At 71.8% G+C, this 20,799-nt stretch carries 16 protein-coding genes; 13 read left to right on the forward strand and 3 right to left on the reverse strand.

What is annotated here, in order from left to right:
* Positions 1 to 19: 19 nt before the first annotated feature.
* Entirely contained in the window at positions 20 to 1,336 is a 1,317-nt protein-coding gene (locus tag AOM02_RS13080; protein ID WP_062299971.1) for an ABC transporter substrate-binding protein, read from the forward strand.
* Positions 1,337 to 1,408: 72 nt separating this feature from the next.
* The gene (locus AOM02_RS13085; RefSeq protein WP_062299974.1) at positions 1,409 to 3,559 is read left to right on the forward strand and encodes an alpha-galactosidase; all 2,151 of its coding nucleotides are present in this window, start codon (positions 1,409 to 1,411) and stop codon (positions 3,557 to 3,559) included.
* A 332-nt stretch (positions 3,560 to 3,891) separates the two neighbouring features.
* Here the strand turns inward: AOM02_RS13085 and AOM02_RS13090 are convergent, their stop codons facing one another.
* Positions 3,892 to 4,863, reverse strand: a complete 972-nt coding sequence (locus AOM02_RS13090; RefSeq protein ID WP_062299977.1) for an NUDIX hydrolase — start codon at positions 4,861 to 4,863, stop codon at positions 3,892 to 3,894.
* The gene (locus tag AOM02_RS13095; protein WP_082099754.1) at positions 4,860 to 7,109 is read right to left on the reverse strand and encodes an RNA degradosome polyphosphate kinase; all 2,250 of its coding nucleotides are present in this window, start codon (positions 7,107 to 7,109) and stop codon (positions 4,860 to 4,862) included. The genes AOM02_RS13090 and AOM02_RS13095 overlap by 4 nt, the downstream gene beginning before the upstream one ends.
* 93 nt (positions 7,110 to 7,202) lie before the next feature.
* On the opposite strand from AOM02_RS13095, the gene AOM02_RS13100 reads away from it, so the two are divergent.
* Genes AOM02_RS13100 through AOM02_RS13110 form a run of 3 tightly spaced genes read left to right on the forward strand, consistent with a single transcriptional unit; the run spans position 7,203 to position 10,278 of the window.
* Positions 7,203 to 7,667: a GbsR/MarR family transcriptional regulator gene (locus AOM02_RS13100; RefSeq protein WP_062299979.1), complete on the forward strand. Its 465-nt coding sequence runs from the start codon at positions 7,203 to 7,205 to the stop codon at positions 7,665 to 7,667.
* Complete coding sequence (locus tag AOM02_RS13105; RefSeq protein ID WP_062299982.1) at positions 7,664 to 8,623, forward strand: ABC transporter ATP-binding protein; 960 nt, start codon at positions 7,664 to 7,666, stop codon at positions 8,621 to 8,623. The genes AOM02_RS13100 and AOM02_RS13105 overlap by 4 nt, the downstream gene beginning before the upstream one ends.
* Complete coding sequence (locus AOM02_RS13110) at positions 8,623 to 10,278, forward strand: DUF2705 family protein (protein WP_228373854.1); 1,656 nt, start codon at positions 8,623 to 8,625, stop codon at positions 10,276 to 10,278. Before AOM02_RS13105 ends, AOM02_RS13110 begins: the two co-directional genes overlap by 1 nt.
* Here AOM02_RS13110 and AOM02_RS13115 read toward each other — a convergent pair.
* Positions 10,268 to 10,732: a GNAT family N-acetyltransferase gene (locus AOM02_RS13115; RefSeq protein ID WP_062299986.1), complete on the reverse strand. Its 465-nt coding sequence runs from the start codon at positions 10,730 to 10,732 to the stop codon at positions 10,268 to 10,270. The two genes, AOM02_RS13110 and AOM02_RS13115, sit on opposite strands and share 11 nt — an antisense overlap.
* Positions 10,733 to 10,886: 154 nt before the next feature.
* Between AOM02_RS13115 and AOM02_RS13120 the strand changes: the two genes are divergently transcribed.
* From AOM02_RS13120 to AOM02_RS13155, 8 genes are all read left to right on the forward strand, one after another.
* A complete protein-coding gene (locus AOM02_RS13120; RefSeq protein WP_062299989.1) occupies positions 10,887 to 11,924 on the forward strand; it encodes an ABC transporter permease in 1,038 nt (345 codons plus the stop codon).
* Positions 11,924 to 12,730 carry an ABC transporter ATP-binding protein gene (locus tag AOM02_RS14675; RefSeq protein ID WP_062299991.1) on the forward strand — a complete coding sequence of 269 codons (807 nt, stop codon included), beginning with the start codon at positions 11,924 to 11,926 and terminating at the stop codon, positions 12,728 to 12,730. The genes AOM02_RS13120 and AOM02_RS14675 overlap by 1 nt, the downstream gene beginning before the upstream one ends.
* Position 12,731: 1 nt before the next feature.
* Positions 12,732 to 13,589: an ABC transporter ATP-binding protein gene (locus AOM02_RS13130; protein ID WP_062299993.1), complete on the forward strand. Its 858-nt coding sequence runs from the start codon at positions 12,732 to 12,734 to the stop codon at positions 13,587 to 13,589.
* Positions 13,590 to 13,675: 86 nt separating this feature from the next.
* Positions 13,676 to 14,509: a phosphatase PAP2 family protein gene (locus AOM02_RS13135; RefSeq protein WP_176564458.1), complete on the forward strand. Its 834-nt coding sequence runs from the start codon at positions 13,676 to 13,678 to the stop codon at positions 14,507 to 14,509.
* Between the two features lie 545 nt (positions 14,510 to 15,054).
* Positions 15,055 to 16,722: an ABC transporter substrate-binding protein gene (locus AOM02_RS13140; protein WP_062299997.1), complete on the forward strand. Its 1,668-nt coding sequence runs from the start codon at positions 15,055 to 15,057 to the stop codon at positions 16,720 to 16,722.
* An 86-nt stretch (positions 16,723 to 16,808) separates the two neighbouring features.
* Positions 16,809 to 17,897, forward strand: a complete 1,089-nt coding sequence (locus tag AOM02_RS13145; protein WP_062299999.1) for an ABC transporter permease — start codon at positions 16,809 to 16,811, stop codon at positions 17,895 to 17,897.
* A gap of 1 nt (position 17,898) precedes the next feature.
* Positions 17,899 to 18,927, forward strand: coding sequence for an ABC transporter permease (locus AOM02_RS13150; protein WP_062300001.1), 1,029 nt, complete (start codon positions 17,899 to 17,901; stop codon positions 18,925 to 18,927).
* Positions 18,924 to 20,603 (forward strand): dipeptide ABC transporter ATP-binding protein, encoded by a 1,680-nt coding sequence (locus tag AOM02_RS13155; protein ID WP_062300003.1) that lies wholly within the window; start codon positions 18,924 to 18,926, stop codon positions 20,601 to 20,603. The genes AOM02_RS13150 and AOM02_RS13155 overlap by 4 nt, the downstream gene beginning before the upstream one ends.
* The last annotated feature ends 196 nt before the right edge of the window (positions 20,604 to 20,799 follow it).

Raw genomic sequence — 20,799 nt, forward strand, 5'->3', positions numbered from 1 at the left:
GAGAAGGCAGATCACTGCAATGAAGCACATCACGACCGTCGCGCTCACCGCGCTCGTGTCCTCCCTCACCCTCGCGGCCTGCTCCAGCGGCGCGGGATCCACCGAGGCCGCGCCCGAGTGCGCACCGGCCGACGGCCCCGTGACGCTCGAGTTCACGACGTGGATCCCGGGTATCGAGGACGTCGTCGCCATCTGGAACGACGCCAACCCCGACATCCAGGTCGAGGTCCAGACCGGACCGAACGGCAATGGCGGCACGTACCAGAACTTCTTCAACCAGATCGAGGCGGGCAACGCTCCCGACCTGGGCCAGATCGAGTACGACGCCATCCCGAACTTCCGCGTCCAGGGCGGCCTCGTCGACCTGTCCGGCTGCGAGGAGGTCATGGCCGCCAAGGACGACTTCGTCGACTGGACCTGGAGCCAGGTCACGCTCGGCTCGGAGGGCGTGTACGGCATCCCGCAGGACTCGGGCCCGATGGCGCTGTTCTACCGCAAGGACCTCTTCGAGAAGGCGGGCATCGAGGTGCCCACGACGTGGGACGAGTACCGCGCCGCGGCCGAGAAGGTCCGCGCCGAGGGCGGGTACATCACGAACTTCTCGCAGACCGACATCAACCAGTTCGCGGGCTTCGTGTGGCAGGCGGGCGGTCAGTGGTTCGGCAACGACGGCGACGCGTGGTCGGTCGAGCTCGCGTCCGACACCTCCGTGGACGTCGCCGACTACTGGCAGGGCCTCCTCGATGACGACCTGGTCGCGACGCACCCCGCGTGGACCGACGAGTGGAACAACGCGTACAACTCCGGTGAGGTGTGGACCTGGGTCTCCGCCGTGTGGGGCGCCAACTCGATCGCGTCCGGCGCACCGGACACCGCGGGCAGCTGGGCCGTCGCGCCCGCCCCGCAGTGGAACGAGGGCGATGAGGCTGCCGGCAACTGGGGCGGCTCCTCGACCGCGGTGCTCACGGGCAGCGACCACCCCTACGAGGCGGCCAAGTTCGCGCTGTGGCTCAACACCTCGGAGGAGGCGCTGACCGCGCTCAACGCGGCGGCGAACCTGTACCCGGCGACGAAGGCCGGTCTCGAGCTGCCCGCGCTCAAGGAGGGCGTCGACTTCTATGGTGGCCAGGCGATCTACGACGTCTTCGCCGACGCCGCCCAGCAGGTCGTGCCGGACTTCACCTGGGGTCCGACCATGACGCAGACCTACTCCGACGTGGCCGACGGCTTCAAGTCCGCCGCGACCGGCGCGGGCACCCTGGCCGAGGCGCTCGAGTCCGGCCAGCAGAAGACCATCGACGCGCTCGAGGCGCAGTCGATCCCGGTCGCCGAGTGATCATCGCTCGTTGACCGCCAGACTGGGGGCGGGCGCCGCGCGGCGCCCGCCCCTCCGTCCTGAGGAGACACCTTGACGAACGGCCCGCGCATCGTCCACCTCCGCGAGGGGGGCGTCAGCGTCGCCCTGGTCGCCGACGACCGCGGCGTCCGCCTGCTCCACTGGGGCGCGGCGCTCGCCGACGACGACGTCGACGCGCTCGCGGCGACGGACCTCCCGTCCGTCGCGTTCAGCTCGTTCGACGCGCCGCGCGTGCTCCCGCTCGTCCCGGTGGACGGGGACGGATGGTCCGGTCATCCGGGGGTCGCGTGGCATCGCGACGGGTCCGCCGCGGACGCGCAGCTCGTGGCCGTGGGCCTCACCGACGTGCGTCCCGAGCGCGGCGGCTCGGGCGTGCGCGTCGACCTGCGGGACGAGGTGGCGCAGGCCTCCGTCGCCGTGACCCTGGTGCTCGACGTCCACGGGGTGCTCGCAACGACGCTGTCCGTCACGAACCTGGCGGAGACGGCGGTGCTCGACCTCGGTGCGGCCCGTGCGGTCCTCCCGCTGCCGACGCGCGCGACGGAGATCCTCGACATGACCGGGAGGTGGACGCGCGAGCGGGCGCCCCAGCGCCTCCCGGTGGTGGACGGCGCCCACGTGCGGGCGACGCGGCGCGGCCGTCCCGGGCACGATGCGCCGATCCTCACGATGGTCGGCACCCCGGGACTCGCGTTCCGCACCGGCGAGGTGTGGGCCGCGCACGTGGCATGGTCGGGCAACCAGGAGGTCGTCGTGGAGCGGCTGCCCGAGGGAGCGGGCGTGCACGGCGCGGTGATCGCCGCGGGCGAGCTGCTGGCCCCCGGCGAGATCCGGCTCGCACCCGGAGCGACATACGTCGCCCCGACCGTGGTCTGCGCCTGGTCGGACGCCGGCCTCGACGGGGTCAGCCGGGCGCTGCACCGCCACGTCCGCGCGCTGCCGTCGCACCCGGAGCGGCCGCGTCCCGTCACCCTCAACACCTGGGAGGCGGTCTACTTCGACCACGATCCCGCGCGGCTGGCCTCACTCGCGTCCACGGCCGCACGCATCGGCGTCGAGCGGTTCGTGCTCGACGACGGCTGGTTCCGGGGTCGCCACGGGGACGACGCGGGTCTCGGCGACTGGGAGGTGGACCGCGCGAAGTGGCCCGAGGGCCTCGGCCCGCTCGCGCGCCATGTCCACGGCCTGGGCATGGAGCTCGGCCTCTGGGTCGAGCCCGAGATGGTCAACCGGGACTCCGACCTGGCACGGCGCCACCCGGACTGGATCCTCGGCGTGCGGGACGAGCCCGCCGAATGGCGCCACCAGCTGGTCCTCGACCTCACCCGCGACGACGCGCGCGCGCACATGCTCGCGAGGCTCGACGCGCTCGTCTCCGAGCTGGGCGTGGACTACCTCAAGTGGGACCACAACCGCGAGCTCCACGGTGCCGTCTCGCGAGCGAGCGGCCGCGCCGCGGTCCACGCCCAGACGACCGCCGTGTACGCGCTCATCGACGAGCTCCGTGCCCGCCACCCGCGGCTGGAGATCGAGTCCTGCGCCTCCGGCGGCGCGCGGGTCGATCTCGGGATGCTCGCGCGCGTCCAGCGCGTGTGGGCGTCCGACACCAACGATCCCGTCGAGCGGCAGGCGATCCAGCGCTGGACGGGGTTGCTCGTGCCCCCGGAGCTTGTCGGCTCGCACGTCGGTCCCGGCCGCGCCCACACGACCCACCGGACCGCGGACCTGTCGATGCGGATGCTGACGGCGCACTTCGGGCACGCGGGCATCGAGTGGGCCATCGACGAATGCGGTGCCGACGAGCTCGAGGCGCTCGCGCGATGGATCGCGATGCACCGCGAGCAGCGCGCGCTGCTGCACTCGGGCGAGACCGTGCGTGCCGATCTCGCGGATCCCGGGCTGCTTCTCCACGGCGTCGTGGCGGCGGACGGCCGCGGGGCGCTCTTCGCGTACGTCCGGATCGCGACGTCGGGCGCCGCGTCGACGCCGCGAACGCCCATCCCAGGACTGGAGCCGGCGCTGCGGTACCGCGTACGGGTTCGCGACGACCTCGGCGGCGCCTCGCGGCATTCGGTCGCGGACCCCGCGTGGATCGATGGTCCGCTGCCTGTCATGTCCGGCGCGGTCCTCGCGTCGGCGGGCGTGCCGTTGCCCCAGCTCGACCCGGGTCAGGGCGTGCTGATCGAGCTCATCGCGGTGTGAGCGTGCGTCGGCGCCGCGCGGATCGACAGCGGGGCTCGGCGCGGCGCCGAGAGGACCTGTTCGCGCTCCGCGAGAAGGGGCGAAAGGCACGTTGCGGGCCCCTTCATCGGGCGTATGGTGGTCATGACGTCGGACCGCGGTAGCCCCGGGCTCCAACATCAGCCGCCTCGAGCGGCCTTCGCGCCGACTGGCGCTCCCGGTCCGACGTCTTCACCTCTCCCGCCCGCCGGACAGTCCGAACGGATCTCGCCGCGACACGCCGGTTCGAGTTCCCTGCAGGCCGCGACGCGCTGGCGATCCGGGACCCACTCCGTTCGTAGTGTCGGAGGGGGTCAGACGTGGACGCGCAGCAGGTGCGTCTCGACCGCGATCACCACGGGACCCGACTCCCAGTCGGCGACGTGCGCGACCAGCACGCCGCCGGCGGGCAGGTACGGGTTCTTCCGCGGCAGCGCGCCGCGCGTGTACGGGCGCACGGCCGCGCGCAGCATCTCGACGATGGTGGGCAGCGTCGGCCGGTGCACGCACACCGCGCGCGCCGTCTTCTTGCGCAGCAGCGCGTTGAACGTCTTGGCCGTGTCCAGCGGCTTCGCGGCGTGCCCCGGCTCGGTGAGGCTCTCGTGGGTCCGCACCTTCACATCGAGCGCCGCCGCGTAGGGACCCACGGTGTCGGCGCAGCGCCGTGCGGGGGAGGACTCGACCTTGGCGACGCCGAACGCCGCGAGCAGCGGCACCAGCTCGGCGGCGCGTCGCTGGCCGTTCTTGGTCAGCGGGCGCAGCAGGTCGGAGCGGTGCCAGGCGGCGCGGCGCTTGGCCCGCGCGTGCCGCACGATCACGAACGGCCGCGTGTCGAGGCGGTCCGCGGCGTACGCGTCGACCAGCGCGTCGAGCGGGCGCAGGTCGTCGGGGAACGTGATGAGCTTGTGCGCCTCGGGCACCGACAGCCACCGGAGCCGGTCGATCTCGTTCTTCGACGCGCTCTTGAACGTGGGCCGGGCGCGCACCGCGCGGGACGTCGGCGACATCACCTCGGCCGCCCAGTACTTCACGACCTTCTGCTTCTCCCCGATGGGGTAGCGCAGCGTCGGGAGCGGCTGGCCGAGCACCACCTGCTTGCCGGTCTCCTCGGCGACCTCGCGCACCGCGCACTCGGCCAGGGACTCGCCCGGGTCGAGCTTGCCCTTGGGCCACGACCAGTCGTTGTAGCGCGGACGATGGACCGCCAGCACCTGGAGCTCGCCCTCACGGACGCGCCACACCAGGGCACCGGCGGCCACGACGGTGCCCGCGGGGTGGTGGCTCACTTGCCCTTGGCCCTCCGCTTCGGCTGGCGGCGGATGTAGGTCTCCTGGAGATCCTTGAGCCGGGCCCCCTCGCCGTCCGTGACGACGTGGCTCCACGACCCGTCCTCGTGCAGCTCCCAGCCGGCCACGCGGTCGCTCATCGCCATGTCGATGTTCTCGATGAGGTTCGCGGCCTGCTGCTCGTCGGGCACCGTGATGAGCGCCTCGATGCGGCGGTCCAGGTTGCGGTGCATGAGGTCCGCCGAGCCGATGTACACCTCGGGCGTGCCGTCGTTCGCGAAGCCGTAGATGCGCGAGTGCTCGAGGAAGCGTCCCAGGATCGACCGCACCCGGATGTTCTCGGAGAAGCCCGGCACACCGGGGCGCAGCGCGCAGATGCCGCGGACGTTGACGTCGACCTTGACGCCCGCGCGCGAGGCCTCGTACAGCGCGTCGATCACCTTCTCGTCGACGATCGAGTTGACCTTGATCTTGACCCACGCCTCCTTGCCGGCGGCGGCGTGGCGGGCCTCGTTCTGGATCCGCTCGATGAGGCCCGAGCGGACGCTGTTGGGCGCGACCAGCAGGCGGCGGAACTTCGCCTTGGGCGCGTAGCCCGACAGCTGGTTGAAGAGCTTGGTGAGGTCCGCGCCCACGTCGGGGTTCTTGGTGAGCAGCCCGTAGTCCTCGTACAGGCGCGCGGTCTTCGGGTGGTAGTTGCCCGTGCCGATGTGGCTGTAGCGCTGGAGCCCGTCCTCCTCCTGGCGGACCACGAGCGACAGCTTGCAGTGCGTCTTGAGACCCACGAGGCCGTAGACCACGTGCACGCCGGCCTGCTCGAGCTTGCGGGCCCACGAGATGTTCCGCTTCTCGTCGAAGCGCGCCTTGATCTCCACGAGCGCCAGCACCTGCTTGCCCGCATGCGCCGCCTCGATGAGGGCGTCGACGATGGGGGAGTCGCCCGAGGTGCGGTACAGCGTCTGCTTGATCGCGAGCACCCTGGGGTCGGCGGCCGCCTGCGCGAGGAAGGCCTGCACGGACGTCGAGAACGAGTCGTACGGGTGGTGCAGCAGCACGTCGCCGCGCGAGATCGCCTCGAAGATGTTCTGCTCGTCCGCGGTCTCGACGGGCGCGAGCTTGTGGTGCGTCGTGGGGCGGAACGGCGCGAACTGGATCGACGGCCGGTCGAGGTCGGCGATCACGTTGAGGCCCGTGAGGTCCAGCGGCGCGGGCAGGTGGAACACGTCGTTGTCGGTGATGCCCAGCTCGCGCACCAGCAGCTCGCGGATCTTGGGCGGCAGGTCGTCCGCCACCTCGAGCCGCACGGCGGGGCCGAAGCGCCGCCGCAGCAGCTCCTTCTCCATCGCCTTGAGCAGGTTCTCCGCGTCGTCCTCCTCGACCTCGACGTCCTCGTTGCGCGTGACGCGGAACGTGTAGTGGTCGACGACCTCCATGCCGGGGAACAGGTAGTCGAGGTGCGCGCCGATGACGTCCTCGAGCGGCACGAAGCTGCGCGGCTCGTCCGAGAGGGCCGAGGCGTCGGTCACCTGGCCGACATGGCCCGCGGCGTCGACGGACAGGAAGCGCGGCAGCGTCTCCGGCACCTTGACCCTGGCGAAGTAGTCCTTGCCGGTGTCGGGGTCGCGGATCTCGATCGCGAGGTTGAGGGACAGGCCCGAGATGTACGGGAACGGGTGCGCCGGGTCGACCGCGAGCGGCGTGAGCACCGGGAAGATGTCGGAGCGGAACAGCTTGCGCAGGCGCTCCTGCTCGGGGTCCTCGAGGTCGGAGTAGCGCACCAGCTGGATGCCCTCGTTGGCCAGGGCGGGCCGCACCTGGTCCTCGAAGGTCTCGGCGTGGCGGTCCATGAGCTCATGGGCGCGCTCGGTGATCGCCTCGATCTGGCGGGTCGCGCTCATGCCGGTCGCGGACGGCACCGCGAAGCCGGCCGCGATGCGGCGCTTGAGGCCGGCGACGCGGACCATGAAGAACTCGTCGAGGTTCGACGCGAAGATCGCGAGGAAGCGCGCGCGCTCGAGCAGCGGCGTCTGCGGGTCCTCGGCCAGCTCGAGGACGCGCTCGTTGAACGCGAGCCACGACAGCTCGCGGTCGAGGAAGCGGTCGTCGGGAAGCGGCGAGGGCGCCTCGTCCTCCTCGAACTCGACCGTCGGCACCGGATAGGTCTCCTCGGACTCCGTCACGAGGGCCGCGCCCTCGGCGGGTGCGGGGGCGGGGGTCGCGTCGTTGATGTCGAGGCTCTCAGGCATGGGGCCATGCTTCCACGCGCCGCTGGCCCCCGCCACCCCCCGCGGGGCCAGGCCGGCTTGTATGTTTCAGTTGTTTCAGGTCATACTGAAATCATGCCGCTGGACGATGCGCAGCACGAGTACGTGGACAAGGTCGCCACCTTCTTCGCGATGCTCGGCTCGGCGCGCGCGTGGGCCGAGATCCTGGGCTGGCTGATGATCTGCGAGCCCGCGGAGCAGACGCAGGCGCAGATCGCCGAGGACCTCGGGCTCAGCGCCGGCACCGTCTCCACGCAGCTGCGCTCCCACGTCCAGCTGGGCATGGTCGAGCAGGTGCGCGTGCGTGGCGACCGCACACAGCGCTACCGCCTCCGTCCCGGCGCCTGGTACGGCGTCATGGCCTCCGAGCTCGAGCGCATCCGCGCCCTCGGCGACCTCGCGCGCGCGGGCGAGACAGTTCTTCCCCGGGACCGGCCCGAACGGGTCACGGAGCTCGGCGACCTCGCCGACTTCTTCGCACGTGAATGGCCTCCGCTGATGGAGCGCATGACGGCAGAGCTTGAGAAGGGATCAGCATGACCACCACCCCCGCCATCGAGACGATCGGCCTGACCAAGCACTTCGGCGACGTCGCCGCGGTGCAGGACGTCTCGCTCCAGATCGGCCCCGGCGAGATCTTCGGCTTCCTCGGCCCCAACGGCGCCGGCAAGTCGACCACCATCCGCTGCCTCCTCGACCTCATCCGCCCCACCGCGGGGGAGTGCCGGATCGCCGGCCTCGACGCCCGCAAGGACGCGGTCGAGATCCGTCGCCACCTCGGCTTCCTGCCGTCGGACCTCGCCCTCTACCCGAACCTCACCGGGCGCGAGACGCTGCAGTTCCTCGCCAACCTGCGCGGCGGTGTCGACTGGGCGTGGGTGGACGCGCTGTCCGAGCGCTTCGACGCGGACCTCGGAAAGAAGGTCGGCGAGCTGTCCTCGGGCAACCGCCAGAAGGTCGGGCTCATCCAGGCCTTCATGAACCGTCCCGAGGTGGTCATCCTTGACGAGCCGATCACCGGCCTCGACCCGCTCGTCCAGCTCGAGTTCCACACCCTCATGCGCGAGCACGTCGACGAGGGCAACACCGTGTTCCTGTCGAGCCACACGCTGTCCGAGGTCGAGCGCGTCGCGGACCGCGTCGGCTTCATCCGCCGCGGCCACCTCATCGCCGTCGAGCGGATGGACGAGCTCAAGGACAAGGCCCTGCGCCGTGTCACCCTCGAGTTCGACCGCCCGGTGCCCGCCTCCGCCTTCGAGGGCGTCGAGGGCGTCCACACCGTGTCGGCCGAGGGCGACACCGTCACGGCGCAGTACGAGGGCTCGATGGCGCCGCTGCTCAAGGTCGCCACCGCGCACGAGGTGATCTCGCTCAGCTCGGCGAGCGTCGACCTCGACGAGATCTTCCTCGAGTTCTACCGCGACGAGGTGACCGAGGCCGAGGGCGACGAGGCGCCCGCGCCCGCCGCCGCATCGTCCGCCGCGGAGCGTGCGTGATGCTCCAGACCCTGTACCTCAAGACGGTCCGCGACCGCTGGCTCGGCGCCCTCATCGGCGTCGGCTCGCTGTGGCTCGTCGCGGTCTTCGGCATGTGGGCGTACGCCGGCATCGGGGACGATGCGGTGGCATTCTTCGACGAGATGCCCGAGTTCTACTCGACCCTCATCGGCATCAGCGGGGACGCGGGCGTCACCGGCCTGATGATGTCGATGATGTTCAACTTCCTCGGACCGTTCGTGGTCGCCGGCATCGCGATCTCGATGGGCGCCGCGGCGATCGCCGGCGAGGAGCGGGACGGCACGATGAACGTGCTCACCACCGCGCCCCGCTCGCGCTCGCGGCTGTTCGCCTCGAAGTCGCTCGCGATCCTCACGATCGCGCTCGCGGTCAACGTGCTGGCGTGGCTGGGCTACTTCGGCATCACGGTGATGTTCGGCGAGCCGACCGCTGGCGTGGACATCGGCGCCGCGACGCTCCACGTCCTCGTCGTGTCGATGCTCTACGGCGCGGTCGCGCTCGCGATAGGCGCCGCCACCGGCCAGCAGCAGCTCGCCTCGGGCATCGCCACCGCCTTCCTGGTGGTGTCGTTCCTCGCCTCGGGCCTGCTGCCGATGTTCCAGGGGTGGGAGGACTGGGCGAAGATCTTCCCCTGGCACTACATCAACGCCTCCGCGCCGCTCACCAACGGCGTCGACTGGGGCCAGATGGGCGTGCTCCTCGCGATCACCGCGGCGCTCGTGCTCGTCGGCTGGGCGGCGCTGGTGCGCCGCGACCTGCGCTCGGGCGAGGGGCGGCTGCCGCTGGTCGCGCGCCTGCAGGAGGACGAGCGGCTCGCGCCGGTCCTCGCGATGCTGCAGGGCGGCTCCAGCACGCGCGGCATGGTCGGCATGGCGCTCAGCGACTCGCGCGCGCTCGTCACCATCGCGGGCGGCGGGATGTTCTTCATGATGGCCGTCATGGGCCCGCTGTTCAACGCGGTCTCGGACTTCGTGGGGCAGTTCGCGGAGGCCTTCCCCGACTCGATCATGGCGATGGTCGGCTTCGCCGACTACTCGCGCCCCGAGGGCTGGTACCACGGCGAGGGGCTGTCGATCCTGGCGCCCGTCGCGATCGCCGTGCCCGCCATCGCCGCCGGTGCCGCGCTCGCCCGCGAGGAGCAGCGCCGCACCATCTCCGTGCTGCTGACCTCGCAGGTGTCGCGCGCGACGGTGGCGTGGCGCCGCGCGACGGCCATGGTGCTCGTGTCGTTCGCCGTGGCCGCGATGATCGCCGCCGGCATCGCGCTCGGAAACTGGATCGGCTCGCTCGGCATGTCCTACGCGAACATCGCCGCGACCGGGCTGCTGATCGCGGGGCTCGGCACCGTGCTCGGCGCCGCGTCCTTCGCGGCGGGCGCGTTCACGGGCGTCCCACGCATCGCGATCGGCACGGGCACGGGCGTCGCGATCATCGGCTGGGCGCTCACGGCCTTCGCCGCCGTGAACGATGCGCTCGAGCCGATCGCCCACGTGTCGCCGTACTACTACGTGACGTGGGGGTTCCCGCTCGACAACGGCCTGTACTGGTACCAGCCGGTGGTGCTGTTCGGAGCGACCGCGGTGCTCCTCGCGCTCGGCGTGGCGGGCTACCGCGCGCGCGACCTCAGGGGCTGAGCGTGAGCGTGAAGAACCGCGAGTGGGGGTCCTCGACGTAGTCGGCGAACGGCGCGCAATCGACGAATCCCGCGCGCGCGTAGAGACGATGCGCGGCCGCGAAGTACGCCTCGGTCCCGGTCTCGAGGCTCACCCGGGTGCAGCCCTGCGCGCGGGCGGCGTCGACTAGCGCGTCGAGCACCGCCGCCGCGACGCCGGCGCCGCGGTACCCGTGCGCCGTCCGCATCGACTTGACCTCCGCGTGCCCGTCGCCGAGCTCGGCCAGCGCGCCCACGCCCATGAGCTCGCCGTCGGCGGTGCGTGCGGTGAGGAACGTGACGTGCGGCGCGCGCAGGCGCTCGACGTCCAGGGCGTGCACGGACTCGGCCGGGGACGTCGCGTGCATGTCGGCCAGGTGCTCGGCCAGGAGCGCGACCACGTCGGGGACGGCCGGGTCGGCCACGGAGATCTGCATGGACGCATCGTGCCACCCGGCGCGCTGCCGTCGACACGGGGGACCGCCCGCGCCATGCTGACAGGTGTGGGACCTGGGGTGACGCGAGGGCGCGCACGATGCGCTAGTTTTTCCCTAGGTGGAGAATAAGCATCCATCGAGAAGGGTGACCCCGATGAAGGCGATGATCCTCAAGGAGTTCCGCGAGCTCCGCCGCGACCGGCGCACGATGGCGATGCTGATCATCCTGCCGATCGTGCTGCTCACGATCTTCGGTTACGCGGCCAACTTCACGGTCGACTCGATCCCCACGCGCGTGATCGGGCCCGGCGCCGAGCAGGTCGCGGCCAACGCGCCCGACCTCTTCGACATCGGCGAGGTCGACACGGACGCGACGACGGACGATGCGCTGACCTGGATGCAGGACAACGACACCGAGGTCGTGATCGACACCACGACGCAGCCGCCGACCGCCTACATCGACGGCGCGAGCCTCTTCACCGCGCAGAGCGCCTCCGCGGCCTTCGGCCGCATGGGCGACCAGGTGCAGGTCGACATCCTCTACAACCCCGACCTCGACACCTCGTGGGTGATGGTGCCGGCGCTGATCGGCCTCATCCTCACGTTCATCGGCACGATCATCACGTCGATCGGGCTGGTCAAGGAGCGCCAGACCGGCACGCTCGAGCAGCTCGCGGTGATGCCCCTCAAGCCCGCCGACGTCATCGTCGGCAAGATCGCGCCGTACTTCCTGCTGGCGTCCTTCGACATGCTCGTGGTCACCTTGCTGGGCGTCTGGATCTTCGACGTGCCGTTCAACGGCAACCCGTGGTTGTTCGCGCTGGGCGCGGGCATCTTCCTGTTCGTCGTGCTCGGGCTCGGCGTGCTGATCTCGACCGCGTCGCAGACCCAGGCGCAGGCGATCCAGCTCGCGATCATGATGCTGCTGCCGCAGATCCTGCTGTCGGGCTTCATCTTCCCGCTCGACGCGATGCCCACCGCGATCGCCGCGATCGGCCGCTGCCTGCCGCTCACCTACTTCGTCGAGATCGCGCAGGGCATCTTCCTGCGCGGCGCGGGGATCGAGGCGCTGTGGCTGCCGTACGTCGTGCTCACCGGCATGGCGCTGTTCGTGTTCACCGCGGCGGTCCTGCGTTTCCGCCGCGACCTCGCCCCCAGCGCCCACCACCGGGCGAAGGCGAAGGCGGCGTGATGACCGCCTGGGGGGTGACCGGCCTCACCGTCGAGCGCGGCGGGCATGTCTCGCTCGCCGACGTCTCGGTGTCGGTCGACCCGGGGGAGATCGTGGCCGTCGTCGGCGGTGACGGGGCGGGCAAGACCACGCTCCTGCGGACGCTCGCCGGCGCGATCCGCCCGACGGAGGGCGAGGTGAGCGCGCCGTCGCTCGAGCGCATCGGCTTCATGCCCACCGCCGCGGGCGTGTGGCGGGACCTGTCCGTCGACGAGAACATCGCGTTCGTCGCCGCGGCCCACGGGCTGTCCGGGAGCGTGCTCGAGGAGCGCCGCGCCGCCCTCCTCCGGGGCGCGGGCCTCGAGGGCGCGACCACGCGGCTCGCGCGCAACCTCTCGGGCGGCATGCGGCAGAAGCTCGCGTTCTCGCTCGCGATGCTCCACCGCCCCGAGCTGCTCATCCTCGACGAGCCGTCGACGGGCGTCGACCCGGTGAGCCGCGTCGACCTGTGGCGCATGGTCTCGCTCGCCGCCTCGCAGGGCGCCGCGGTCGTCATGGCCACCACCTACCTCGACGAGGCGGAGCGCGCGCACCGCGTGCTCGTGCTCAACGGGGGAGCGGTGCTGCTCGACGGCACGCCCGCCGAGGTGCTCGACGGCGTCCCGGGCCACGTCGTGGCGGCCGATGCGCCGGGCGAGCCCGCGCGCACGTGGCGGCGGGGACGTCGGTACCGCGTGTGGTCGCCCGACGACCCGCCCGCCGGCGTCGCCCGCGTCGCCGACATCGAGGACGCCGTCGTCGCCGCGGCCATCGCGAAGGGGGACTGACGTGACCGAGCCGCTCATCCGCGCCACCGGCGTCACCCGCCGCTTCGGCGACTTCACCGCGGTCGACGACGTCTCGTTGACCGTCGGTCCCGGGGAGATCGTGGGCCTGCTCGGCGCGAACGGCGCCGGCAAGACCACGCTCATCCGCATGATCCTCGGGCTGCTGCCCCCCACGGAGGGCGCGCTCGCGCTGTTCGGGGAGCCGCCGTCCCGCGAGGGTCGGGCGCGTCTCGGCTACGTGCCGCAGGGGCTCGGGCTGTGGGACGACCTCACCGTCGCGGAGAACCTCGCCTTCGTCGACGAGGCGTTCCGGTCCCGCGCGACCGCGGTCCCCGACGCGCTCGCGGACTCGCGCGACCGCCTCGTGGGCGGCATCGGCCTCGGTCGTCAGCGCCAGCTCGCGTTCGCGGCCGCGCTCGGCCACGGGCCCGAGCTGCTCGTGCTCGACGAGCCCACCTCGGGCGTGGACCCGCTGTCGCGCGCCCGGCTGTGGGACACGGTCCACGACAGCGCGGACGCGGGCGTGGGCGTCCTGGTGACGACCCACTACATGCAGGAGGCCGAGCAGTGCGACCGCCTCGTGCTGATGTCCCAGGGCGTCGCGGTCGCCGAGGGCCAGCTCGGCGACATCACCGGCGGCACCACGGCGCTCGCGGTCCGTACCGACCGGTGGCAGGACGCCTTCGCGGCGCTCGACGACGCGGGCGTGCTCGTCATGCTGTCGGGCACCCACGTGCGCGCGGTCGACGCCGACGAGGAGCGCGTCCGCGCCGCGCTCGGCGGCCTCGCGGCGACGCTCGAGCCCGTCACCCCCACGCTCGAGGAGGCGATGGTCGCGCGCGAGCGCACCGCCGGCTGACGCATCGTCCGAGGCTCGCGACCCCTTCCGCGCGGGCGGCGCGCGCCGCATCGTCCCCGGGCACGGGCATGCCTAGGGTGGTCCGCATGACTCAGCGGATGCGTGCGCGCGACGTCGCGCTGGCCCTGTGGCCGGCGGTCGTCCTCATCGGCCTGGGCGTCGTCGGCTTCTCGGTCCTGCTCGACTGGGTGACGGAGCGCGAGGACCTGTGGCGGCTCGACGAGCCGCTCCTCGAATGGCTCGCGGCGAACCGCAGCGACGGCCTCACCACCTTCCTCACGGGTGTGACGAACCTCTTCGGGCCGGTGTTCCTGCCGATCGTCGTCGCGGTGATCGCGCTGCTCTGGTGGCGCATCACGCGGTCGTGGTGGGAGCCCGCGCTGCTCGTCGGTGCGATGCTGCTGTCGACCGGCCTGTCGGTCGTGCTCAAGCTCGCGGTGGGGCGCACGCGCCCTGCGGCGGACCTCATGAGCATCCCGGGCGGCGAGACGTCAGGCTCGTTCCCGTCCGGCCACACGATCGGCGCCACCACCCTCATCCTGGTGGTCGGCTACCTGCTGTGGCACGAGGACGCCGAGGCGTCGTGGGCCCTGGCAGGCTGGACGCTCGCCTCGCTCGCGCTGATCGTGCTCGTCGGCGCGAGCCGCCTCTACCTGGGCTACCACTTCCTCACCGACGTCCTCGCGGGCGCGTGCGTCGCGGTCGGTGTGCTCGGCGTGGTGGTCGGCCTCGAACGCTGGCACGACCTGTGGCTCGAGCGGCGCGACCCGCCCGAGCGCCCGCGGCCGCTCGCGGAGGCGGACGAGGCGGACCTCGCGTGGGCGCGCGCGGCGGTGGACGATGCGACGGCCGGCGTCGCGGAGGGTGCCGGGCCGGACGCGCCGGAGGGGGAGAAGCGGCCGGACGACGACACGGCCTGAAGACGAAGGTGCCCCGGGGGGACGGCTGCGCTGGGGGGCACCGCGGCCGTCCGCTCCCGGGGACGTCTTCGGCGATCCAGGGCGGTCTCCCGGCCCCTCGCCGATCAACAGTGTAGGGGTACGGACGGGGCGCGGCAACGAGATTCTGTGCGCTTTTTCGCGGACTTCGGCATCTTTTGGCGAATTGGGAGCGCGACCCTCACTTCGCAGGCCGTACATCGTTTGGGAGCGGTCCCAGATCAGCCCTCCGCGCGCCTCCCGACCGTCTCAGCTCGCGGACATCTCGGCGCGCGGTTCTGGGTGACTTGTCCCGGCTCGTCGGGCTTCCTGGGGGGTCGTGCGCGCGACCGTCTCACGATGCGGATAGGGCGCGCCCGTGACCGTAACGATTCGGTCACGCCAGACGGGATGGCTCGGGCCAAATGTTGCAGGGGTGTAAATAAAGCCGGTTCGCCGGCTCCGGGCGTGGCACCGCGTGCTAGGAATTCATCCCACGGCGGCCGCGCCCAACCGCGGCGCCGATGGACCTCAGGAAGGAAGTACCTATGCCGTACCCGTCCAACCTCCGTCGCACGGCCCTCGTGGCCGGCATCGCGGCCTCCGCGCTCACGCTGGCCGCGTGCTCGGGCGGCGACACCGAGTCCGACTCCTCCGCGAGCGCCGACGGCGGCTCGTCGATGAGCGACTCGATCATCGTCGGCACCACCGACAAGATCACGACGATCGACCCGGCCGGCTCGTACGACAACGGCTCGTTCGCGGTGATGAACCAGGTCTTCCCGTTCCTCGTCAACACGCCCTACGGCAGCCCCGACGTCGAGCCCGACATCGCCGAGTCGGCCGAGTTCACCGGCGACACCGAGTACACGGTCGTCCTCAAGCCGGGCCTCACCTTCGCCAACGGCCACGACCTCACCTCCTCGGACGTGAAGTTCACCTTCGACCGCATGCTCGCGATCTTCGAGTCCGGCGCGGACGACGGCAACGGCCCCGGCTCGCTGCTGTACAACCTCGACTCGGTCGAGGCCGTCGACGACGTGACCGTGGTGTTCCACCTCAAGTCCGCCAACGACCAGGTCTTCCCGCAGATCCTGTCGTCGCCGGCCGGCCCGATCGTCGACGAGGAGGTCTTCGCGGCCGACGCGCTGACCCCGGACGCCGACATCGTCGCGGGCAACGCCTTCGCCGGTCAGTACGTCATCACCGACTACGACATGAACAACCTCGTCAGCTACGAGGCCAACGCCGACTACCAGGGCCTCCTGGGCGCCGCGAAGACGCCGATCGTCGACGTCAAGTACTACGCGGAGGAGTCGAACCTCAAGCTCGACATCCAGCAGGGCAACATCGACGTCGCGTTCCGCTCGCTGTCGGCCACCGACATCGCGGACCTCCGCGAGGACGAGAACGTCAACGTCATCGACGGCCCCGGCGGCGAGATCCGCTACATCGTGTTCAACTTCGACACGATGCCCTACGGCGCCACCACGCCCGAGGCGGACGAGGCGAAGTCGCTGGCCGTGCGTCAGGCCGTCGCCGACATCGTCGACCGCGCCGAGATCGCGGACCAGGTCTACAAGGGCACCTTCACCCCGCTGTACTCCTACGTCCCGGCGGGCCTGACCGGCGCCACCGAGTCGCTCATGGAGCTCTACGGCGACGGCGCGGGCGCCCCGGACGTCGACAAGGCGGCCGCGACCCTCGAGGACGCCGGCGTCGAGACCCCGGTCCAGCTCAGCCTCCAGTACAACCCCGATCACTACGGCTCGGGCTCGGCCGACGAGTACGCGCTCGTCAAGGACCAGCTCGAGGCGAGCGGCCTGTTCACGGTCGACCTCCAGTCGACCGAGTGGGTCCAGTACGCCAAGGACCGCACCTCGGACGTGTACCCGGCCTACCAGCTCGGCTGGTTCCCGGACTACTCGGACGCGGACAACTACCTCACGCCGTTCTTCCTCACGGAGAACTTCCTCGGCAACCACTACTCGAACCCGACGGTGGACGAGCTGATCCTCGCGCAGGCGACCGAGGCGGACCCCGCCGCGCGCGCCGGCATCATCGAGGAGATCCAGGACACCGTGGCCGCCGACCTCTCCACCCTGCCGCTGCTGCAGGGCGCGCAGGTCGCGGTGACCGGCACCACGGTCACCGGCGCCGAGGACACCCTCGACGCCTCGTTCAAGTTCCGCTACGCGGCCCTCGCCAAGGGCTGATCCTCACGGGCGTGGGAGGGGCCTCCGGGTCCCTCCCACGCCCCTGAGCGTGTCACCGGGCCGCTCGCGGCCAGTCTGGACCTCGCATGACCACCACCACGGACGCTCCCGCGGCCAGGGCCGGGGCACCCCGCGCCTGGGCGAAGAAGCCCGGGGGGTCGCTGGGACGCTACATCGCCGTCCGCGCCCTCCTCATCATCCCCACCGTCTTCATCCTCGTCACGACGGTGTTCGTGCTGATGCGCCTCACCGGTGACCCCATCACCGCCGCGCAGGGCGGCCGCCTCCCCGCGGACCAGCTCGCCGAGCGCATCCACGAGGCCGGCTACGACCGGCCGATCCTCGTGCAGTACCTCGACTACCTCGGCGCCGTCTTCACCGGCGACTTCGGCACCACGCTGTCGGACAAGCGCGCCGTCACCGACGTCATCGTCACGTTCGGCACCGCGACGCTCGAGCTCGCGTTCTACGCGCTGATCGTCGCGTTCCTGGTCGGCATCCCGCTCGGGCGCCTCGCGGCCTTCCACCGCGACCGCTGGCCCGACGCCGTGTTCCGCGTCGGCGGCATCCTCGCCTACGCCACCCCCGTGTTCTTCCTCGGCCTGCTCCTCAAGCTCGTGTTCTCCGTCTGGCTCGACGTGCTGCCCGTGGCGGGCCGAGCCGACACGAGATCCGAGCTCACCCTCGGCCGCGTCGACGGCGCGACCGGCATCTACCTCATCGACGCGTTCAAGACCGGCGACCCGGCGATCCTCGGCGACGTGCTCCGGCACGCGATCCTGCCGGCGGTCGCGCTCGGCCTGCTCACCGCGGGCGTGTTCCTCCGCGTGGTCCGCACCAACGTCATCTCGACGTTCGGCGCGGGCTACGTCGACGCGGCCCGTTCGCGCGGCGTCGCCGAGCGCCGCCTGCTGCGCAAGCACGCGTACCGACCCGCGCTCATCCCGATCGTCACCGTCGTGGGGCTCCAGATCGCGCTGCTGCTCGGCGGCGCGGTCCTCACGGAGACCACGTTCGAGTGGAAGGGCCTGGGCTTCCAGCTGTCGCAGTACCTCCAGGCCCGCGACTTCGTCGCCGTGCAGGGCATCGTCGTGGTGCTCGCCGTCGTCGTCGCCGTCACCAACTTCATCGTCGACATCATCGCGGCGCTCATCGACCCGAGGGTGAGGTACTGACATGGCCGCCCCCGCATCGTCCCGCCGTCCGCTCTGGTCGCGGCTGCCCGTGATCGCCCAGCTCCGCCAGAGCGTCGGCCTCCAGCGCGGCATGCTCGTCACCGGTCTCGTGCTGACCGCGATCTTCGTCCTCACCGCCGTGTTCGCGCCGCTGCTCGCGCCGTACGGCTTCGCGCAGCTGCGCGGGCCAGACGGCCCGTTCGGCGCGCAGCAGCCGCCGTCCGCCGAGCACTGGCTCGGCACCACCCAGGGCGGCTACGACGTGCTGTCGCGCCTCATCTGGGGCTCGCGCACCGCGCTGCTCGTCATCATCGTCGCGGTCATCGCGTCGCTGCTCGTCGGCGTCGCGCTCGGCCTCATCGCCGGCTACTTCGGCGGCTGGCTCGACCGCGTGCTCGTGGTCGTCGCCGACGCGATCTACGCCTTCCCGTCGCTGCTGCTCGCGATCGTGCTCGCGATCGTCATCAGCGGCGGCCAGTCCAGCCTGTGGGGCGGCATCCTCGCCGCGGCGCTGTCGATCACGGTGATCTTCATCCCGCAGTACCTGCGTGTCACGCGCGCCGAGGTGATCCGCATCAAGTCCGAGGCGTTCGTCGAGTCGGCGCGCGTGATCGGCGCGGGGCACGTGCGGATCATGACGCGCCACGTGCTGCGCAACTCGACGCGCACCCTGCCGCTCATCCTTACGCTCAACGCGTCCGAGGCGATCCTCACGCTCGCGGGCCTGGGCTTCCTCGGCTTCGGCATCGAGCCGAGCGCCGCCGCGGAGTGGGGCTACGACCTCAACAAGGCGATGTCCGACGTGACCTCGGGCATCTGGTGGACGTCGGTCTTCCCGGGCACCGCCATCGTGCTCGTCGTCCTGGGCCTCACGCTCGTGGGCGAGAGCCTCAACGACCTCGCCGACCCGCGCCTGCGCAAGCGGGCCGCCGGCGCCGAGCCCGTCGAGGACCTCGGCGTCGACCCCGGCCCCGCCGCGGACCCGGCCATGGCCACCACCCCCGAGACCACGAAGGAGGGCGTGCGATGAGCGACCTCGTCGAGATCCGCGACCTCGCGGTGACCTTCGCCACCGACGCGGGCCCGGTCCGCGCCGTCGACGGGGTCTCGCTCGCCGTGCACCCCGGAGAGGTGCTCGCCATCGTCGGCGAGTCCGGCTCGGGCAAGACCGTCACCGCGAAGTCGATCCTCGGGCTGCTGCCCGAGACCGCCACCGTGCGCGGCGCCGTGGTGCTGCGCAACAAGGACGGCGGCGAGGCGGACGTCGCGCAGCTGTCCGGCTCGCGCCTGCGCCAGGTGCGCGGCCGCGACGCGGCGATGGTGTTCCAGGAGCCGTCGACCGCCCTCAACCCGGTCTTCACGGTGGGCTGGCAGATCGCCGAGGGGCTGCGCGCCCACGGCAGGCTCTCCAAGAAGGAGGCACGCGCGCAGGCGATCGACATCCTCCGCCGCGTCGGCATCCCCGACCCGGAGACGCGCGTCGACCACTACCCGCACCAGTTCTCGGGCGGCCAGAAGCAGCGCATCGTGATCGCGCAGGCGCTCGCGCTCGACCCCGGCGTCATCGTCGCGGACGAGCCCACCACCGCGCTCGACGTGACCGTGCAGGCCGAGATCCTCGACCTGCTGCGCCGCTGCCGCGACGAGTTCGGCGCCGCCGTCGTCCTCATCACCCACAACATGGGCGTGGTCGCGGACCTGGCCGACCGTGTTGCCGTCATGTACCAGGGCGAGCTGGTCGAGCAGGCGCCGGTGCGCGAGCTGTTCGAGTCGCCCCGGGAGCCGTACACGCAGCAGCTGCTCGCCTCGGTGCCGCGCATCGGCGAGGGGCTCGCCCGCGCCGAGGCCCGCGCCGAGCGTCGGCCCGAGGGCTGGGACGACCAGGAGCCGCTCGTGTCCGCCACGGACCTGCGCATCGTCTACCCGGGCCGCTTCCGCCAGCCCGACTTCGTGGCCGTCGACGGGGTGTCGTTCGCGATCAAGCCGGGCGAGGTGCTGGGCCTGGTGGGCGAGTCGGGCTCGGGCAAGACGACGATCGGGCGCGCGATGGCGGGCCTCACCCGCGTGAGCGGCGGCTCGCTGTCGGTGCTCGGCGTCGAGATGAACGGCGCGCGCGAGCGGCACATCCGGCCGATCCGCAGCCGCGTCGGCTTCGTCTTCCAGGACCCGGCGACCAGCTTCAACCCGCTGCTCACCATCGCCCAGTGCGTGGCCGAGCCGCTCGTGGTCCACGGCCGCGCGGAGTCCTCGGACGACGCGCGGGCCCGGGTCGACGAGCTGCTCGAGGCGGTCCAGCTGCCGCGCTCGTACGGCGACCGCTTCCCGCACGAGCTGTCGGGCGGCCAGCGCCAGCGCGCCTCGCTCGCCCGCGCGCTCGCGCTCGACCCCGAGCTGCTCATCGCCGACGAGCCCACCTCCGCCCTCGACGTCTCGGTCCAGGCGCGCGTGCTCGACCTGTTCGACGAGCTGCACCGCGAGCTCGGCTTCGCGGCGCTGTTCATCAGCCATGACCTCGCCGTGGTCGACATGCTCGCGGACCGTATCGCGGTGCTGCACCGCGGTCGCCTCGTCGAGGAGGGGACGGGCGCCGAGGTGCTCGGCGACCCGAAGGACCCCTACACCCGGAGGCTGCTCGCCTCCCTCCCCGTGCCGGACCCGGTCGAGCAGGCCGAGCGCCGCGCGCAGTGGCAGGCGGCAACCTCCTAGTCGCCTGCCACCTGGCTTGGGGCCGGCGGGGGACGATGCGCGGGCATCGTCCCCCGCCGGCGTCGGCTGTCGCGGGGCACGCCGGGGCGTGGGCGGCCATGGTCTCGTTCGCGTGTTTCAGCCCGTACTGGAACAGAGCCGATCCTCGGCGGGGCGCACGCCATCTACCTGGGGTCTTACTCGGCGCCGCCTGGCT

This window comes from Demequina maris (genome assembly GCF_000971155.1).
Taxonomy (GTDB): domain Bacteria; phylum Actinomycetota; class Actinomycetes; order Actinomycetales; family Demequinaceae; genus Demequina; species Demequina maris.

Excerpts from the sequence above, each read along its gene's own strand:
- AOM02_RS13105 (WP_062299982.1), top strand. The coding sequence starts at position 7,664 with ATGACCACCACCCCCGCCATCGAGACGATCGGCCTGACCAAGCACTTC.
- AOM02_RS13120 (WP_062299989.1), top strand. The coding sequence starts at position 10,887 with ATGAAGGCGATGATCCTCAAGGAGTTCCGCGAGCTCCGCCGCGACCGG.
- AOM02_RS13135 (WP_176564458.1), top strand. The coding sequence starts at position 13,676 with ATGACTCAGCGGATGCGTGCGCGCGACGTCGCGCTGGCCCTGTGGCCG.
- AOM02_RS14675 (WP_062299991.1), top strand. The coding sequence starts at position 11,924 with ATGACCGCCTGGGGGGTGACCGGCCTCACCGTCGAGCGCGGCGGGCAT.
- AOM02_RS13115 (WP_062299986.1), bottom strand. The coding sequence starts at position 10,732 with ATGCAGATCTCCGTGGCCGACCCGGCCGTCCCCGACGTGGTCGCGCTC.
- AOM02_RS13145 (WP_062299999.1), top strand. The coding sequence starts at position 16,809 with ATGACCACCACCACGGACGCTCCCGCGGCCAGGGCCGGGGCACCCCGC.
- AOM02_RS13095 (WP_082099754.1), bottom strand. The coding sequence starts at position 7,109 with ATGCCTGAGAGCCTCGACATCAACGACGCGACCCCCGCCCCCGCACCC.
- AOM02_RS13140 (WP_062299997.1), top strand. The coding sequence starts at position 15,055 with ATGCCGTACCCGTCCAACCTCCGTCGCACGGCCCTCGTGGCCGGCATC.
- AOM02_RS13110 (WP_228373854.1), top strand. The coding sequence starts at position 8,623 with ATGCTCCAGACCCTGTACCTCAAGACGGTCCGCGACCGCTGGCTCGGC.
- AOM02_RS13155 (WP_062300003.1), top strand. The coding sequence starts at position 18,924 with ATGAGCGACCTCGTCGAGATCCGCGACCTCGCGGTGACCTTCGCCACC.
- AOM02_RS13080 (WP_062299971.1), top strand. The coding sequence starts at position 20 with ATGAAGCACATCACGACCGTCGCGCTCACCGCGCTCGTGTCCTCCCTC.
- AOM02_RS13150 (WP_062300001.1), top strand. The coding sequence starts at position 17,899 with ATGGCCGCCCCCGCATCGTCCCGCCGTCCGCTCTGGTCGCGGCTGCCC.
- AOM02_RS13100 (WP_062299979.1), top strand. The coding sequence starts at position 7,203 with ATGCCGCTGGACGATGCGCAGCACGAGTACGTGGACAAGGTCGCCACC.